A 17,747-nucleotide genomic window follows, 5' to 3' on the forward strand; every position below is an offset into this window, starting at 1 on the left:
TTGCTAATTACAAAAAAGCAGATCCAAAGTGTTACTCCTGAACAACACTGGTCAACTTTGTGATGCCTATACTCAGGGCACCGGTTGGGGACTCATGCGGTCGATGAGCGAAGTTTTGTAAGGAGTTTGAATGCCGCTGCGTTTGACCATCACCAGTTATCACAAGCTGACGCCCGGGCAGCGCGCGGACATGGAACTCGACCGCGGCGAGCTGCGCATCGGGCGCAACCCGGAGAACGACTGGGTATTGCCCGACCCGGAGCGCCTGGTGTCGGGCCAGCACTGCGTGATTCAGTTCCGCGACGGCACCTATTACCTGACCGACACCAGCACCAACGGCGTGCAACTGGTCAACGCCGGGGTGCGTCTGCACCGCGGCAATAGCGAGCCGCTGCGGGACGGCGAGCTGGTGCGCCTGGGCGAGTACGACATCCTGGTACAGATTACCGGCGCCGACATATCGTCGCCGGGGCTGCCCGCCGCCAGCGATCCCTTCACCGGTTTCGATGCACTGATGAACCGTCAAGGCGCCGGCGCGCCGAGCATGCCCACGCCGCCGACCGCCGCCCCGGCGCAGATGCAGGCGGGCGGCTCGCCGCTGGACACCAAGCCCGACCTGTTCGACTTCCTCGCCACGCCGACGGTACCGCCGCCGAGCGCGCCCGATCATATTCCCGCCGAACGCCATGATTTCCGCCCGCCGCAGGCGCAGGCCACGCCGCCGGTCGAGGCCAGCCCGGCCGCGGCGCATGCGATTCCGGCGGACTGGGACCCCTTCGCCGAACTGGGCATCGCCGCAGCGCCGCCGCAGGCCTCGCCCGCCGCACCGTCGGCGCCGCCAGCGGCGCCGCCAGCGGCGCCGCCAGCGGCGCCGCCAGCGGCGCCGCCAGCGGTGCCGCCAACGGTGCCGGCTGCCCAGCCTGTGCCAGTGGCCGCGCCGCTGCCGGCCGCCCCAACGGCGCCCCTCGCCGCGGCCGTTCCGCCGGCTGTCGGCACGCCGCAGCCCGGTGCGGCGGCGCCTAGCGACGACGCCCTGGAAGCCTTTCTGCGCGGCGCCGGGGTGGCGCAGCTGCGCATCGAACGGAGCGAGGCGCTGGCGCAGATGGAGGCCATCGGCCGCAGCTACCGGCAGATGGTCGAAGGCCTGGTGGACGTGCTGCGCGCTCGCGCCAGTCTCAAGGGCGAGTTCCGCATGGCGCAGACCATGATTCAGCCGGTGGAGAACAACCCGCTTAAATTCGCGCCGAACGTCGAGGAGGCACTGCTGCTGTTGCTGCGTTCCGGCAACCAGGCCTTCATGCCGGCCGACCAGGCCATCGCGGAAAGCTTCGATGACCTGCGCGCGCACCAACTGGCGGTCATGGCAGGGACGCAGGCGGCCATCAAACATCTGTTGAAGCGCTTCGAACCGGCCACTCTGGAGGCGCGGTTGAACAAACCTTCGGGCATTGGCGGACTGTTGTCGGGAGGGCGCCAAGCCAAGTACTGGGAACTGTTTACCGAAACCTATGCCGCCATATCCCGGGAAGCGGAGGACGACTTCCAGGACCTGTTCGGCCGCGAGTTCAGTCGCGCCTATGAAGAGCACAGCGCCAAACTGCGTAGAACTTAATATTTGTTATAGAGCGGCCGGCAATTAATTCTGAATTGAAATAATAAAACTTCTAGAGGACGCCAAAGATGCCAAGGATATTGTGGGGAGTGCTGGCACTGTTGCTGACCGCCTGCGCATCGGAGCCGCCACCGCCAGCGCCCACCGTGGTGCGCCTGCAGATCCAGGCCTCGGCCGACCTCAATCCGGCGCCGGGCGGGCAGCCGGCACCGGTGCGGGTACGCCTGTACGAACTGAAGAGCGGGGCGGCGTTCAGCCGGGCCGACTACTTCTCCCTGGTCGAGTCGGCCAACGCCACCCTGAGCAGCGATCTGGTGGCCCAGGACGAGTTGCTGATCCAGCCCGGCGAGCAACTGATCCTCGACCGTACCCTGGACGAACAGAGCCGCCTGCTCGGCTTGGTGGTCGCCTTCCGCGACCTGGACGACTCGGTGTGGCGGCAGCTGGTCAACATCCCCCCGCACCAGACCAGCGTGCTCAACGTCAGCCTCAGCGCACGCGCGGTCAGCGCCGTGCCCGCGCCGCCGACCAAATAAACCACTCGGGAGATTCGCTCATGTCCTGGAATAACCGAGTGGTGTGGTCCGAGGGGATGTTCCTGCGCCCGCAACACCTGCAACAGCATGACCGTTATCTGGAAACCCTGGTCGACAGCCGTTGCCGGCCGATGTTCGCCGGCGGCTGGGGGTTCTCCGAACTGCAGCTGGATACGGCGCTGCTGACCCAGGGCAAGCTGGCCATTCTCGGCGCCCGCGGCGTGCTGCCCGACGGCACGCCGTTCGACATCCCCGGCGATGACGTGGCGCCGACGCCGCTGATCGTCGACCCGCAGATGCGCGACCAGCTGATCTACCTCGGCCTGCCGCTCAAGCGTGCCGGCACCCGCGACACCGTGGAGGAGGGCGAAGCCCTCGGCGGCGCCCGCTACGTCAGCCAGGTGCGCGAGGTGCGCGACGACAACGCGCCGTTCGAGAGCCGCGCGCCGCTGGCCATCGGCGGCAAGGCCCTGCGCCTGCTCACCGAGCGCGACGGCCTCGGCGAGTACGCCTGCATCGGCATGGTGCGGGTGGTGGAAAAACGCGCCGACAATGCCTTGCTGCTCGACGAGAGCTATATCCCGCCGTTGCTGGACGTCGCCGCCTCGCCGCCGCTGGCGGCCTTTCGCAGCGAACTGCAGGGCCTGCTGCACCAGCGTGGCGAGGCGCTGGCGGGCAGGGTGGTGGCCTCCGGTGCCGGCGGCGCCTCGGAGATCGCCGACTTTCTGCTGCTGCAGCTGGTCAACCGCGCCGAGCCGTTGATCAGCCACCTGGCCCGGCTCAGCCCGCTGCACCCGGAGGCCTTCTACCGCGAGGCGGTGGCGCTGGCCGGCGAGTTTGCCACCTTCTCCAGCAGCGGCCGGCGCCCGGCCGACTACCCGGCCTACGAGCACGACGACCTGGCGGCCAGCTTCGCCCCGGTGATCCGCGAGCTGCGCCAGGCGCTGTCGATGGTCATCGACAGCCGCGCCACGCCGATCCCCATAGTCGAGAAATCCTACGGCGTGCACGTGGCCATGCTGGCCGACAAGAACCTGCTGCAGGGCGCCAGCTTCGTCCTGGTGGTGCGCGCCGACGTGCCGGCGGAAAACCTGCGCAGCCTGTTCCCGCAGCAGGCCAAGGTCGGTTCGGTGGAGCACATCCGCGACCTGGTCAACCTGCAGCTGCCGGGTATCGCCCTCCTGCCGATGCCGGTGGCGCCACGGCAGATTCCCTATCACGCCGGCTCCAGCTACTTCGAGCTGGATCGCGGCAGCGACCATTGGAAGCAGTTGGCCAACTCGGGGGGCTTCGCCTTCCATATCGCCGGCCAGTTCCCCGGTTTGAACCTGGCCTTCTGGGCCATCCGAGGATAGTTCGCCATGCATCCGATCGACGATCCCTTCGGCGGCCCACCCGGCAACGGTGGCGGCGGCTCGGGCGGCGGCAGCGACCGCACCATGATCATGCCGCGTCCCGGTGGCCGGGCACCTGAGCCGCCCGGCGGGCAGCCTCGCCCGGCGCCCGCAGCCGGGCCAGCCCCGGCCATGCCCGGCGCGCCCTTGCCCAGCAGCCTGGCCCAGGGCCTCAACCCGCTGGAGCGCGCGGCCGCACCCTTGCTGGCGCTGCTGACGCGGCTGCGCAACACCATTGCCCACCCGATGCCAGCCAGCCTGCGCGCGCAGCTGCTGGCCTATCTGCGCCAGTTCGAGGAACAGGCCAAGGGCGCCGGCGTGCCGCAGGACGAGGTGATGCTCAGCCGCTACGTGCTTTGTACCGCGCTGGACGAGGCGGTGCTCAGCACGCCCTGGGGCAGCGGCAGCGACTGGGGCAAGCAGAGCCTGCTGATCACCCTGCACAACGAGGCCTGGGGCGGCGAGAAGGTGTTCCAGCTGCTCGAACACTGCCTGCAGAACGCCCGGCAGAAGCTGAACATTCTCGAGCTGCTGTATCTGTGCCTGTGCCTGGGCTTCGAGGGCCGCTACCGGGTGATGAACGACGGCCGCAGCCAGCTCGAAGCCCTGCGCGAGCGCACCGCGGCGACCATCCGCAGCGTGCGCGGCGAGTTCGAGCGCGAGCTGTCGCCGCGCTGGCGCGGGGTCAGCGCGGTGCGTGACCGGCTGTCGCAGTTCGTCCCGCCCTGGGTCGGCGCGGCCATCTGCCTGGCGCTGCTGCTGCTCTTGCTGTTCGGCCTGCGCCTGAAGCTGGCCAGCGACGCCGAGCCGGTGTTTCGCAACATCCATGCCCTGGGCGAGATCCCGGTGCAGACCATCGATCGCCCGCCGCTGCAGCCCAAGCTGATCGAGCGGCCGCGCCTGGCGCGTTTTCTCGAAGAGGACATCCGCGCCCAGCGCGTCGCCGTGGAGGATGCGGTGGACCGTTCGGTGGTGACCATCCGCGGCGACGAGCTGTTCGCCTCCGGCAGCGCCAGCATCTCCGACAACCTGCAGCCGCTGTTGCTGCGCATCGCCGAGGCTATCCGCCAGGTCAAGGGCAACGTGCTGGTCACCGGCCACAGCGACGACCGGCCCATCGCCACCCTGCGTTATCCCTCCAACTGGAAGCTGTCGCAGGACCGCGCGCAGCAGGTCATGGATGTGCTGGCCGCGCGCAGCGGCCAGCCCGAGCGCTTCACCGCCGAAGGGCGCAGCGACACCGAGCCGGTGGCCTCCAACGAGACCGCCGCCGGCCGCGCGCGCAATCGCCGGGTGGAGATCACCGTATTCGCGGAGGGCAACCTGTGAAGGCCTTCTTCAATTTCTGCGTGCGCTGGCTGGTGCCGCTGCTCGGCCTGCTCGCCCTGAGCCTGGTGATCTGGTTCGTCGGCCCACTGATCGCCATCGGCAGCTACGAACCGCTGGCCTCGGCGACGGTGCGCTGGATCCTCATCGCGCTGCTGCTGCTGACCTGGATCGGCTTTCGCGTCCTGCGCCTGATCCAGGCCCGGCGCAACGCCGCCAAGGTCATGCAGGGGCTGGTGGCGGTGGCGCCGGATGCCGCCAGCGTAGCCACCGCCGAGGAGTTGGCGACTCTCAAGCAGCGCATGGACGAAGCCCTGCAGTTGCTGAAGAAGGCCAAGCTCGGCGGCCAGGAGCGGCGCAACCTCTATGAGCTGCCCTGGTACGTGATCATCGGCCCACCGGGCTCGGGCAAGACCACCGCGCTGGTCAATTCCGGGCTCAACTTCCCGCTCGCCGAGCACATGGGCGGCGGCGCCATCCGCGGCGTCGGCGGCACGCGCAACTGCGATTGGTGGTTCACCGACGAGGCGGTGCTGCTCGATACCGCCGGCCGCTATACCACCCAGGACAGCCACGCCGAGGTGGACAAGGCCGCCTGGCTGGGCTTTCTCGACCTGCTGAAGAACCAGCGCAAGCGCCGTCCCATCGACGGCGCCTTCATCGCCATCAGCCTGTCCGACCTGCTGCTCGGTAGCGAGAGCGAGCGCGCGGCCCATGCCCGCGCCATCAAGGCGCGCGTGCAGGAGCTGTATGCCCAGCTCGGCGTGCGTTTCCCGATCTACGTGATGCTGACCAAGTTCGACCTGGTGCCGGGCTTCATGGAGTTTTTCGACGGCCTCAGCAAGGAGGAGCGCGGACAGGTCTGGGGCTGTACCTTCGCCCTGGACGACGGCAAGAGCGGGGAAGGGCCCTTGGCCGGCTTCCGGCAGGAGTTCGCCGCTCTCGAGGAACGCCTGACCCAGCGCCTGGTCGAGCGCCTGCAGCAGGAGCGCGACCCCAACCGGCGCGACCTGATCTATGGCTTCCCGCAGCAGTTCGCCGCCCTGCGCGACAACCTTGCCAGCTTCCTCGACGGCGTGTTCAAGCCCAATCCCTATGAAGAGCGGGTACTGCTGCGCGGCGTCTATTTCACCAGCGGCACCCAGGAAGGCAGCCCTATCGACCGCCTGATCGGCGCCATGGCGCAGAGCATGAACCTGGATCGTCAACAGCTGGCGCGGCAGACCGGCACCGGACGCAGCTACTTCATCGAGCGGCTGTTCCGCGAGGTGGCCTTCGGCGAGCGCGGGCTGGTCGGCGCCAACCCCAAGGTGGAGCGGCGGCGCAAGTGGATCACCCGCGGCGCCCTGGCCGCCTCGGTGCTGCTGTTCGTCGCGGTCGCCGGCGTCTGGCTGGCCAGCTACAACGCCAACCAGGCCTATATCGCCGAGGTCGACGCCCGCGTGGCGCCGCTCAAGGGCCAGCTGGAGGCCCTGAGTCCGGCGCAGCGCGAGGTGCTGGCGGTGCTGCCGCTGCTCAACGCCATCCGCCAGGTGGCGGACAATCCGCCGTCCTGGGCCGAGGGCTTCGGCCTGTACCAGGGCGACATGCTCGGCGCCGAGGCCGGCAGCGTCTACCGCAAGCTGCTGATCGCGGTGATGGCGCCGCGGTTGCTGACCCGCATCGAGGAACAGCTGCGCAGCGGCGGCAATTCCGACTTCCTCTACGAAGGGCTCAAGGCCTACCTGATGCTGGCCAGCGCCGAGCAGTACGACGCGGACTTCATCAAGGCCTGGATCAACCTGGACTGGGACCAGAGCCTGCCGCGCGACTTGGCCCCCGAACAGCGCCTGGCACTCGCTGAGCACCTCGATGCGCTGTTCGCGCGCAAGCCGCCACCGGCGCGCCTGGACGAGAACCTGATCGAGGATCTGCGCCGTCAGCTGCAGCAGATGTCGGTGGCGCAGCGGGTGTACAACCGGGTCAAGCGGCAACCGCTACCCGACGGCCTGGCGGATTTTCGCATCAGCGAAGCGGCCGGGCGCGACGCGGCCCTGGTGTTCACCCGCAAGAGCGGCAAGCCGCTGAACGATCCGCTCAGCGGCTTCTACACCTACCGCGGCTATCGCCAGGTGTTCATGGTCGCCAGCCTCAGCCAGTCCGGCGCGCTGGCCGAGGAACAGTGGGTGCTGGGCCGGCCGCTGAGCGACAACCAGGACGCCGCCAGCCTGGCCCTGGAGGTGCGCAACCTGTACTTCCAGGACTTCCTCGGCCAGTGGGAAAGCCTGCTCGGCGATGTCGATTTCGTCGCCATCACCAGCGTGGCCCAGGCCGCCGACGTGATGCGCGTGCTGTCCGGACCCAATTCGCCGCTCAAGCAACTGCTCGAGGCGGTGGCGCGGGAGACCGACCTGCAGCAGGAAGACCGCCTGCTCGCCGACAAGCTCAAGGCCGCCGACGGCACGGTGGACAAGCTCAAGCAGCAGCTCGGCTCGCTGGTCGGGCAGACGCCGCAGAACCAGGCACAGGCCGCGCCGCAGGTGGACCCGATCACCGCCCGCTTCAACGAGCTGAACAGCCTGGTGCGCAAGCCCGAGGGCAGCAACAGCGCGCCCATCGACGACCTGCTGGCCCAGTTCAACGAGCTCTACGTGCAGCTCAGCGCCATGAGTGGCGCCAGCGGTGATGCCCTGCTGGGCGAGGCGAAGAACCAGGCGGTGGCCTCGGCGCAGCGGGTCAAGCTGGCCGGCGAACGCCAGCCGCCGCTAGTGCAGAACCTGGTCAACTCGGTGGTCAACGCCACCACCAACAGCATGATGGGCGGCATCCGCAGCCAGCTCAACGCCGCCTGGGTGGCCGAGGTGGTCAACGTCTACCGCCAGTCGCTGGCCGGCCGCTACCCGCTGGACAGCGGCAGCACGCGCGACGCCACCCTGGAGGATTTCGGCAATTTCTTCGGCGTCGGCGGGGTGATGGACAGCTACTTCCGTAAGTACCTGCAGCCCTACGTCGACACCTCGGCGACCACCTGGCGCTGGCAGCCGGGGGCGGCCGAGCGCTTGGGCATAGGCGGTGGCGTGCTGCAGACCTTCCAGCGCGCGGCGGCGATCCGCGATGCCTTCTTCCGCTCCGGCGGCGTGCAGCCCACCGTGCGTTTCGAGCTCAAGCCGGTGGCCATGGACGCCGCGATCAGCCAGTTCATCCTCGATCTGGACGGCCAGCAGATGACCTACGACCACGGCCCCAGCCGGCCGGTGGCCATGCAGTGGCCGAGCCCCAACAGCCTGGGGGTGGTGCGCCTGTCGATCACCCCGCCGACCAGCGCCGGCCGCTCCGGGCTGACCCTGGACGGGCCCTGGGCCTGGTTCCGCCTGCTGGAACAGTCCGACCTGACCCCGGGCGCCTCGCCGGACCGTTTCACTCTGCGCCTGCGCGTGGACAACGCCAGCGTGGCCTGCGAACTGCGCGCCAGCAGCGCCTTCAACCCGTTCAAGAGCCGCGTGCTGAGCGGCTTCAGCCTGCCGGAGCGGCTATGACGGCGGGCTTCTACGGCAAGCTGGCCAGTCGCGGCGACTTTCTCCACCGCGGCCTGCCGAGCAGCTTTATCGAGCCCTGGGACGCCTGGCTGGCCAGCGGCATCGCCACCAGCCAGCAGGAACTGGGCCCGGCCTGGCTGGATGCCTACCTGGTCAGCCCGCTGTGGCGCTTCGCCCTGGCCCCGGGCCTGATCGGCAACGAGGCGGTCACCGGGGTGATGATGCCCAGCGTCGACCGGGTCGGCCGCTACTTTCCGCTGACCGTCGCCTGCCTGCTGGACGCCGACGCCGACCTGGGTTCGCTGCTCGGTGGCCCGGACGCCTGGTACGAGCGGGTCGAGAACCTGCTGCTGGCGACGCTGGAGGAGGGCAGCGAGTTCGAGGCCTTCGAGGCGGCGGTAGCCGCCCTCGACACGCCGTCCTACGGCCGGCGCATGCCGCGCACGCCGGGGTTTCGGCAGATGCATTTCTGCGTGGCCAGCCCGGGCGAGCGCCTGGCCGTGCTGGCCCAGCTCACCTGCGAAGGCGCCAGTCTGTGGTGGGGGCGCGGCTCGGAGCATGTCGCCGCCGGCCTGCTGTGCTGCGCCGGGATGCCGGCAGCGCAGGCGTTCAGCGGCCTGCTGCTGGGGGCGGATGTCTCGCCTGCGCCCAGCCTGGCCGCGCAGTTGCAGAGCGAGGGCCGATGATGAGCGCAGCCGCAGTGGAGCAGTACCAGTCCGCCAGCCACAGCCATGTCGGCATGGTCCGCCAGGTCAACGAGGACGCCTGCCTGGACGCCCAGGAGGTCGGCCTGTGGGCGGTGGCCGACGGCATGGGCGGCCACGCCGCCGGCGATTTCGTCAGCAGCCTGATCGTCGACAGCCTGCGCCGGGTGGCGCCGGCGCAGCGGCTCGATGACTACGTACAGGCACTGCGCGACAGCCTCGACGAGGTCAACCAGGCGGTACGCGAGGAGGCCCGGCGCCGCGGCGTAAGCATGATGGGCAGCACCCTGGTGCTGCTGGTCGCCCGCGGCAGCCAGGCCGCCTGCCTGTGGGCCGGCGACAGCCGCCTGTACCGCCTGCGCGACGGTGTGCTACAGGCCATCAGCCACGATCACAGCTACGTGCAGGAGCTGATCGACAGCAGCCTGCTCAGCGAGGCCGAGGCGCGCGAACACCCCATGGGCAATATCGTCACCCGCGCCGTCGGCGCCCAGGAACGCCTGGAGCTGGCCGAGGTGCAGCTGGAAGTGCTGCCCGGCGACTGCTTCCTGCTGTGCAGCGACGGCCTGACCCGCACCGTGGAGGAACCCGAGCTGCAGGAGGTGCTCGGCCATGTCGCCCCCTACGAGATGGTGCGCAGCCTGGTGCACCTGGGCCTGACCCGCGGCGCGCCGGACAACATCACCGCCATAGTCGTCAAAGCCTATTGAAGGAAGCAGTAACCCATGGATATCGAAATACCGGGGTACGAGATCGAGCGCGAGCTGGGCGATGGCGCCATGGCCGTGGTCTACCTGGCCACCCAGCGTTCGCTGGAGCGCAAGGTGGCGCTCAAGGTGATGGCCGCCGCGCTGGCCGCCGACCCCAGCTTCTGCGAGCGCTTCCTGCGCGAGGGTAAGACCCTGGCGCGGCTGTCCCATCCCAATACCGTGACCATCCACGACATCGGCAACGTCGGCAGCCACTACTACATGGCTATGGAGTACCTGCCCAACGGCACGCTGAAGGAGCGCATCGCCGCCGGGCTGAGCGCCGAGCAGGGCATCCAGTACCTGCGCCAGATCGCCTCGGCGCTCGGCTACGCCCATGCCCAGGGCCTGGTGCACCGCGACGTCAAGCCGGCCAACATCCTGTTTCGCGCCGACGGCACCGCGGTGCTGTCGGACTTCGGCATCGCCAAGTCGCTGGAAGATCGCACCCAGTTCACCCAGGCCGGCTTCGCCGTCGGCACGCCCAGCTACATGAGCCCGGAGCAGGCGCGCGGCCAGCAGGTCGACGGCCGCGCCGACCTCTACGCCCTGGGCGTGGTGCTCTACGAGATTCTCACCGGCCAACTGCCCTATGTCGGCGCCGACTCGCTGTCCACCGCGCTGGCCCACCTGACCCAGCCACTGCCCGAGTTGCCGATCGCCCAGGGCCGCTACCAGCCGATTCTGTCGCGCCTGCTGGCCAAGGACCCGGCCGAGCGCTTCCCCGACGCCGCCGCGCTGATCCAGGCGCTGGACGCACTACCCGCCAGCCCGGCCCCCGCAAACGGCGGCGACAGCGAAGCTACCCAGTTCCGCCCGCTGGGCCTGCCGGAAACCCCGGTACAGCGCTCCGCCGCGGCCGATCTCGGCGGCCTGCAGGCAGTTTCGGTGAGCATGCCATCGGCGCAGGCCGAGCCGCCGCCACGGCCGACCGACGAGCATCCCACCCGCGTGCCGCCGACGAAACCGAACCCGTCGCCCGAACCCTCGCGCAGCCCCATGCTGGCCATAGTCGCGCTGGCCCTGGTCGGCCTGCTGGTGCTGGCCGGCGGCGGCTACTGGTTGTTCGGCGGGGCGCCCGAACCCGAACCGCAGGAGCAGCAGGCGGAGGGCGATCCGCCGCCTGAAGACACGAAGCCGCCGGTGGCGAACGACGGCACGCCGGGCGCGCTGGCCAGCGACGGCGGCGAGCGTCCCTTGCTGATGCCGGGCAAGAAGAGCCTGTTCCAGCGCGTGCTGAGCAAACCCGAGGCGCGTCTGGCCAGCCAGCCCGGCGAGGCGGGGCAGGGCAGCGAGCTGCCGGCCTTCTCGGTGCTCTACGTCTACCGTCGCCAGGAGCACGGCGGGCAGACCTGGCTGGAGGTCGGCGCCTCCAGCGACGGCACGCGCGAGGGCTGGCTGACGGCCGCCGACGTCAGCGACTGGAAGCAGAGCCTGGTGCTCAAGTTCACCGAGCGTTCCGGGCGCTCGCCGGTGATGTTTCTCGACAGCCGCAGCGCGGTGGAGCAGTACCTGGCCGATCCGGCGCAGGCGCGCACGGCGCTGCACCAGGCGCAGTTCGAAGAGCGCGTGGCGCCGCAGATCGTCGCCCTGGAGCCGGCCGCCAGCGCCATCCCGCAGGAGCAGTTCTACCTGCTGCCGATCTTCGAGTCGCACGAGACCTTCGACGGCAACGGCGCGCCGGTGCAGTTGCTGAACGTGGCGTCGATCGATCCGGGCGACGCCGAGCGGGTGGTCGGCGACGGCAATCCGCGCATCCAGCACGACAAGTTCCGCACCGGCATCGTGCTGGTGGTCGACACCTCGGTGTCGATGCAGCCCTATATCGACCGGGTGGCGCAGGTGGTCGACGAACTGCACCGGCAGATCGCCAGCCGCGGCGACCTGGACAGCGTCAGCTTCGGCCTGGTGGGTTTTCGCAGCAACGTCGACAAGACCCCGGGGCTGGAATACGTGACCCGCACCCTGGTGAGCCTGGAGGAGGGCAGCGACCCGCAGCGCTTCGCCGAACTGGCGCGCCAGGTGCGCGCCACCAACGTCTCCAGCCACGCCTTCAACGAGGACGCCTTCGCCGGGGTGATGGAGGCGGTCGAGGGCATGGACTGGACGCCCTACAGCGGCCGCCTGATCCTGCTGGTCACCGATGCCGGCGCGCTGCGCAAGAACGACCCGCTGAGCCGCACCCAGATGAACGAGGCCGAGGTGCGCGAGGCGGCGTTGCGCAAGCAGATCAAGGTCTACGCCCTGCACCTGCGCACCCCGGTCGGCCGCGACAACCACGGTTTCGCCGAGCAGCAATACCGCAGCCTGACCGCCGACGCCAACCCGCAGATCGGCGACCTGTACATCCCGGTGGCCGATGGCGCGGTGGAGAAGTTCGGGCAGACCGTCAAGGAAATCGGGCTGATCTTCGCCGAACTGGTGAACAAGGTGGCGAACAACCAGGTGCAGGCGCCGAGTCCGCACCAGTCGATCCGCAGCATCGCGGCGAAGACCTCGGCCATCGGCTACGCCATGCAGATGGACTTTCTCGGCCGCCGCGCCGCCGCCCAGGCGCCGCAACTGGTCACCGCCTGGACCGCCGATCACGACCTGACCAATCCCTCGCTGCCGGCCTTCCAGGTCTGCGTGCTGCTGACCAAGCTGCAGCTCAACGACCTGCAACAGTCGCTCAAGCTGATCGTCGACGCGGCGCGGCGCACCCAGTCCTCGCCCAAGGATTTCTTCCAGGAGATCGCCAGCGCCAGTGCCTATATGAGCCGCGACCCCAGCGGCCTGAGCCAGGGCCGCAACCTGGCCGAGTCCGGCATCCTCGGCGAATACCTGGAAGGGCTGCCGTACCGCAGCAAGTCGCTGAACATGACCCAGGAGCTGTGGTTGTCGCTCAGCGTCGCCGAACAACAGGACTACATCGACGAGCTGGAGTCGAAGATCCGCCTGTACGAGACCTTCCACAACGACATCGCCCACTGGGTACGCTTCGGCGATGCGCAACCGGGCGACGCGCTGTACCGCGTGCCGCTGGCGACGCTGCCCTGATGCTGCGCCTGCGCGACATCGGCAAGAGCCGCCCGGGCTACCGCCTGCAGGTGCCGCGCCTGGATCTGCGCCCCGGCCAGCGCCTGGCCCTGGTCGGGCCCAGCGGCAGCGGCAAGAGCACCTTGCTCGACCTGCTCGCTCTGGTGCTCAGCCCGGACCCGGGCGGCACCCTGGAGTTCACCCGCGACGGCCGCAGCACCGACATCGCCGGGCTCTGGCGCCACGACCGCCAGGATCAGCTGGCCGCTTTGCGCAGCCAGTTGCTGGGCTACGTGCTGCAGACCGGCGGGCTGCTCGGTTTTCTTGACGTGCGCGGCAATATCGGCCTGTCGCGTGCCCTGCTCGGCCTGCCCGAGGATGCCACGGTGCAGCGCCTGGCCGAGCGCCTGGAAATCGCCGACCAGCTCGACAAACTGCCGGCCGCGCTGTCGGTGGGCCAGCGCCAGCGGGTCAGCATCGCCCGCGCCCTGGCCCATGGCCCGGCCCTGGTGCTGGCCGACGAGCCCACCGCCTCGCTCGACCCGCTCAACGCCGAGCGGGTCATGCAGTTGCTGGTGGAGCGGGCGCAGGAGCAGGGAGCCTGCATCCTTATCGCCACCCATGACGAAGCGCTGGCCCGGCGGGTCGGGCTGCAGCTGTTGCGCCTGAGCGTCGAGCGCGGCGGCCAGGGCGGCGTGCTGGCGACCCTGCAGGAGGCCGGCTGATGCGCCTGCGCCTGATGGGCCGGCTGGCCTGGCACGACTACCGCCGCGAAGGGCGGCTGTCGGCCTGTGCGGTGCTGGCCCTGGTCGCCGTATTGGCGCCCTTGCTGGTGCTGTTCGGTCTCAAGTTTGGCCTGATCGGCACCCTGACCGAACGCCTGGAGCGCGACCCCGGCATTCGCGAGGTGATCCCGCTGGGCGGCGGCCGCTTCGGCGCAGAAGCAATCGCCGAACTGCGCGCGCGGGCCGACGTGGCCTTCGTCGTGCCGCGTACCCGGCAGATCGCCGCCACCGCCGAGCTGTCCGCCGGCGCCGGCAGCCTCACCGTGGAGATGATTCCCACAGCGCCGGGCGACCCGCTGTTGCCGCAGCAAGGCCAGCCCCTGGCGCTGGACGCCGTGGTGCTCAGCCAGCGCGCGGCGGAGAAGCTCGGCGTCGCCGCCGGCGACGAACTGCAGGCCGCCTTCGGCCGCCAGGTCGGCGGGCGCAGCGAATTCCAGCGCACCCGCTTGCGCGTGAAGGCGGTGCTGCCGCTCGCCGCCTTCGCCCGCGACGCGCTGTTCGCCGACCTGCGCCTGCTGGAGGCGGCCGAGGATTATCGCGACGGCCTGGCGGTGCCGGCGTTCGGCTGGCCGGGCCTGCAGGAGGTGCGCGGCGCGCGGGTCTACCCGGGCTTTCGCCTGTACGCCGCGGACCTGGACAGCGTCGAGGCGCTGCGCCGCCACTTCGCCAGCCGCAACCTGGAGGTGGCGACCCAGGCCGACGCCATCGCCCAAGTGCGCTCGCTCAGCCGCAACCTGACCCTGGTGTTCTGGATCATCGCCTGCCTGGCCCTGGGCGGCGCCTTCGCCGCGATGACCGCCAGCGCCCTGGCCGCGGTGGAGCGCAAGCGCCGCGCGCTGTCGGTGCTGCGCCTGCTGGGCTTCTCGTCCTCCGCGCTGGTCGCCTTCGTGGTGCTGCAGGCGCTCTATACCGGATTGTTCAGCACCTTGCTGGCCTGGGCGCTGTATGCCGCCGCGGAACTCGGCCTGAACCAGCTGTTCCAGCACAGCCCGGGCGAATACGCCTGCCGCCTGCTCGCCGGGCATTACCTACTGGCCCTGTTGGTCACCCTGTTGTGCAGCAGCCTGGCGGCCGCTTCCGGGGGCTGGCGGGCGGCGCGAATCGAAGCTTCGGAAGGATTGCGCGATGTCTAGATGTCAGTGGCCTCTGCTGTTGCCCGCGTTGTTGGTGCTCGGCTGCTCCGAGGGCGAGCAGGCCAAGCCCGTTGCCGCCAAGGTCGAGGCGGCGCAGGAAGCTGCGCCGAGCGCGGCGGAAGCGCCAGTCGAGTCGCCGCCGCCCAGTGCCGCCGCGGTACCCGCGGCGGCGCCAGGCAGCCCGGCCGACTACAACCCCAAGCCGCTGGAGGACGACGTTAGCCTGCCGCTACCCTGCGGCGGCGAGATGGTCTTCCGCCACGTCTATATCCTCGCCCGCGGCACCCTGGACGACCGCGAGATCAGCCTCGGCTACCCCTTCAGCGAGGACGAGCCGGGCTATCAGCAGTCCTTCATCTCCGGCTACCGGCGCGATTTCATCAACGGCCAGTTCGTCGTCGAGGACCTGCCCGAGGACTGGCGATCGCGCATCGCCCCGACCCTGCCGATCCGCCAGGACGACGAGCTGCTCAAGCCCATGCTGTACTTCGTCGGCAAGTACGAGGTCAGCGAGCGCCAGTACCAGCAGGTGATGGATCAGGCGCCGGCCCTGGTCGAAGGCGGCGAGGAGGTCTGTACGCCGGTCGCCGGCGGGGTGATGGCGCGCCGGCCCAAGGTCAACCTGTCGCGCTTCGAGGCCGAGCGTTTCGCCGCGGTGTACAGCGCCTGGCTGCTCAGGCACCACCGCGAACGCCTGCCGATCAGCGGCCGCGGCGAGAGCCTGGAAGACGGCGGCGTCGGCTTCGTGCGCCTGCCCACCGAGGTTGAATGGGAGTTCGCCGCCCGCGGCGGCCATGCGGTCAGCCGCCAGGAGCTGGAGGCCAGGCTGTTCCCACGGCGCGAGGAGGGCGTCGACGGCGATGGCCCCTTGGCCGACTGGGCGGTGTTCACCCAGGTCGCCGGCGGCACGGGGCAGGGCGCGCGGCTGCTGCCGGTGGGCAGCAAGAAGCCCAACCCGCTGGGGCTGCACGACGTCATCGGCAACGCCGCCGAGATGGTCCACGATCCCTTCCAGATGGTGCACGCCGGGCGCCGCCAGGGCACCTATGGCGGCTTCGTGGTCAAGGGCGGCAACTACCTGGAAGGCGAGCTGACCCTGTTCACCGGCATGCGCCGCGAATACCCCTCGTTCGCCGCCGACGGCAGCGAGCAACGCAACGAGACCACTGGCTTTCGCGTCGCCCTGGGCGCGCTGTCGGCGCCGCGCTCGCGTTATCAGGAGCTGTTCGAGCAATGGCAGAGGGAAGGGCGCCTGGCCGGCCTGACCGACGAGATCGAGGATGCCGACGACCCGACCCTGTTGCTCGACAGCATCATCGCCGGCAGCGCAGACCCTGAGCTGCAGGCGCGCCTGGCGCTGATCAACGAGGAGCTCAAGCGCAACGTCTCGCTGATCGCCCAGCAGCGCCAGGAGGCCGCGGCCAACCTGATCCAGTCCGCGGCGCTGGTGGCCGAGACCGTCAACAACTACAACATCCGCCTGACCAACCTGCAGAACAGCCTGAACCAGGCGCGCCAGGCCCAGGACCAGACCGCGGCGAAACTCTACGAGTCGGCCATCGGCAACGGTCGCAGCGCCCTGGACGGCGCGGTGAGCATCTATATCGACAACCTGGCCACCGGCACCCGCTACAGCGATGCGGTGATCCAGGCGCAGTTTCAGCGTACCCGCCAGGAGCTCGAGCGCCAGCCGGTGCTGGGCAAGAGTCTGGTGAAACGGGCTACGCTGTTTGTGAAGCATGTGGGCGAGTACCGCCTGCAACGCAAGGCTGATCCGGCGGCGATTCTCAAGGAGCTGCTGGCACCCTGACGTAGGAGAGCAGGCTGCGGGTGAGGGGCGCTGTACGCTCGAGCCGGCCCAGGACGGAATCAGACAACTCAAGCATGAGGCCAAGACCATGGAATATCCGCAGCAGATTCGCTTTCTACGCTCCTCCCTGATGTTCGCCGGCGCCTTCTCCGTCCTGTTGCTGGGCGGCTGCGCCAGCGTCGGTGGCGGGGTCAGCGCCAAGGTGGCCAAGACCACCCAGGCCAACTACTACCCGGCCTGTTACGAGCCGGTCAATCATCTGCGTGCCTCCGACGCGGCGATGCAGAAATCGGTGACCACCGGCGCGGTCACCGGCGGTCTGCTCGGCGGCCTGGCCGGCGCCCTGAGCGGCGGCGACCACGCCGGGCGCAACGCCCTGATCGGCGCCGCGGCCGGCGCCCTGGTCGGTGGCGCGGCGGGCTACTACACCGAGCGGCAGAAACAGATCAGCGACGACCGCCAGCGCATCGCCTCCTACGGCAGCGATTTCGAGCGCAGCACCATGGATCTGGACCGCAGCATCGTCCACGCCAAGGCGGCGCAGGACTGCTACCAGCGCGAATTCGACAACCTGCGCGCGGCGCATCGCAACAAGACCATGAACGACAGCGAAGGGCGCAGCCGCTTCGCCGAAATCCTCAGCGGCCTGAAGGAAACCAACGCCTTGCTGGCCGCCGCCGACGGCCGCACCGGCGAAGACATCGATACCTACACCCAGGCCTACGAGAAGGACCTGCAGCAGGTGGGCGTCGAGCGCCAGCAGGTCGCCGTCGCCGCCAAGGTGGAAAGCGCGACCGTGGCCAAACCGGCACCGGCGGCCAAGCCCGTGCCGCAAGAGGCGGTGGTCACCGAGCAGAAGATCCAGAAAGCCAGTGCCAAGCGTAGTGAGGCACAACAGGTCAGCAGCCGCGGCACCGGCATGATCAGCAGCGCCTGCAGCAACCCCGACCTGGGCGACTGGGCACCCGATCCCTGCACCGTATAGGGCCATCGCTTGCGGCTACGCCAGGCGCTGCATTGGCCACGCAAAAGAACGCCGCGACTTCGTAAGAGAGTCGCGGCGTTTTTCTATACGGTGGAAGGTGCAGTCAAAACGGCCGCTGTCGAGCGAGTCGCAGGGCGGGAATCCGAAAGAGAAGGTGGAGCTGTCGGACGTCAGCTAAAG

12 protein-coding genes are annotated in these 17,747 nt (G+C 69.4%); all 12 read left to right on the forward strand.

Going from position 1 to position 17,747, the window contains the following annotated elements:
* Window positions 1–130: 130 nt before the first annotated feature.
* Window positions 131–1,612, forward strand: coding sequence for a type VI secretion system-associated FHA domain protein TagH (gene tagH, locus ACIGKL_RS16140; RefSeq protein WP_397487549.1), 1,482 nt, complete (start codon window positions 131–133; stop codon window positions 1,610–1,612).
* A gap of 68 nt (window positions 1,613–1,680) precedes the next feature.
* The gene (tssJ, locus tag ACIGKL_RS16145) at window positions 1,681–2,148 is read left to right on the forward strand and encodes a type VI secretion system lipoprotein TssJ (protein ID WP_397487550.1); all 468 of its coding nucleotides are present in this window, start codon (window positions 1,681–1,683) and stop codon (window positions 2,146–2,148) included.
* Between the two features lie 20 nt (window positions 2,149–2,168).
* On the forward strand, window positions 2,169–3,503 hold the full coding sequence (gene tssK / locus ACIGKL_RS16150) for a type VI secretion system baseplate subunit TssK (protein ID WP_397487551.1): 1,335 nt from the start codon (window positions 2,169–2,171) through the stop codon (window positions 3,501–3,503).
* Window positions 3,504–3,509: 6 nt separating this feature from the next.
* Window positions 3,510–4,871 (forward strand): DotU family type VI secretion system protein, encoded by a 1,362-nt coding sequence (locus ACIGKL_RS16155; RefSeq protein ID WP_397487552.1) that lies wholly within the window; start codon window positions 3,510–3,512, stop codon window positions 4,869–4,871.
* Complete coding sequence (gene tssM / locus ACIGKL_RS16160; RefSeq protein ID WP_397487553.1) at window positions 4,868–8,383, forward strand: type VI secretion system membrane subunit TssM; 3,516 nt, start codon at window positions 4,868–4,870, stop codon at window positions 8,381–8,383. The genes ACIGKL_RS16155 and tssM overlap by 4 nt, the downstream gene beginning before the upstream one ends.
* Window positions 8,380–9,069 carry a type VI secretion system-associated protein TagF gene (gene tagF / locus ACIGKL_RS16165; RefSeq protein WP_397487554.1) on the forward strand — a complete coding sequence of 230 codons (690 nt, stop codon included), beginning with the start codon at window positions 8,380–8,382 and terminating at the stop codon, window positions 9,067–9,069. Before tssM ends, tagF begins: the two co-directional genes overlap by 4 nt.
* Window positions 9,069–9,797 (forward strand): PP2C family protein-serine/threonine phosphatase, encoded by a 729-nt coding sequence (locus tag ACIGKL_RS16170; RefSeq protein ID WP_397487555.1) that lies wholly within the window; start codon window positions 9,069–9,071, stop codon window positions 9,795–9,797. The genes tagF and ACIGKL_RS16170 overlap by 1 nt, the downstream gene beginning before the upstream one ends.
* Before the next feature lie 15 nt (window positions 9,798–9,812).
* A complete protein-coding gene (locus tag ACIGKL_RS16175) occupies window positions 9,813–12,875 on the forward strand; it encodes a protein kinase (RefSeq protein WP_397487556.1) in 3,063 nt (1,020 codons plus the stop codon).
* The gene (locus ACIGKL_RS16180) at window positions 12,875–13,579 is read left to right on the forward strand and encodes an ABC transporter ATP-binding protein (protein ID WP_397487557.1); all 705 of its coding nucleotides are present in this window, start codon (window positions 12,875–12,877) and stop codon (window positions 13,577–13,579) included. Before ACIGKL_RS16175 ends, ACIGKL_RS16180 begins: the two co-directional genes overlap by 1 nt.
* Entirely contained in the window at window positions 13,579–14,772 is a 1,194-nt protein-coding gene (locus ACIGKL_RS16185) for an ABC transporter permease (RefSeq protein ID WP_397487558.1), read from the forward strand. Before ACIGKL_RS16180 ends, ACIGKL_RS16185 begins: the two co-directional genes overlap by 1 nt.
* Entirely contained in the window at window positions 14,765–16,582 is a 1,818-nt protein-coding gene (locus tag ACIGKL_RS16190; protein WP_397487559.1) for an SUMF1/EgtB/PvdO family nonheme iron enzyme, read from the forward strand. Before ACIGKL_RS16185 ends, ACIGKL_RS16190 begins: the two co-directional genes overlap by 8 nt.
* 88 nt (window positions 16,583–16,670) lie before the next feature.
* Window positions 16,671–17,567, forward strand: a complete 897-nt coding sequence (tagQ, locus tag ACIGKL_RS16195) for a type VI secretion system-associated lipoprotein TagQ (RefSeq protein ID WP_397487561.1) — start codon at window positions 16,671–16,673, stop codon at window positions 17,565–17,567.
* The last annotated feature ends 180 nt before the right edge of the window (window positions 17,568–17,747 follow it).

Origin of the sequence: Pseudomonas sp. NPDC077186, from assembly GCF_044543505.1 — a bacterium.
Taxonomy (GTDB): Bacteria; Pseudomonadota; Gammaproteobacteria; order Pseudomonadales; family Pseudomonadaceae; genus Aquipseudomonas.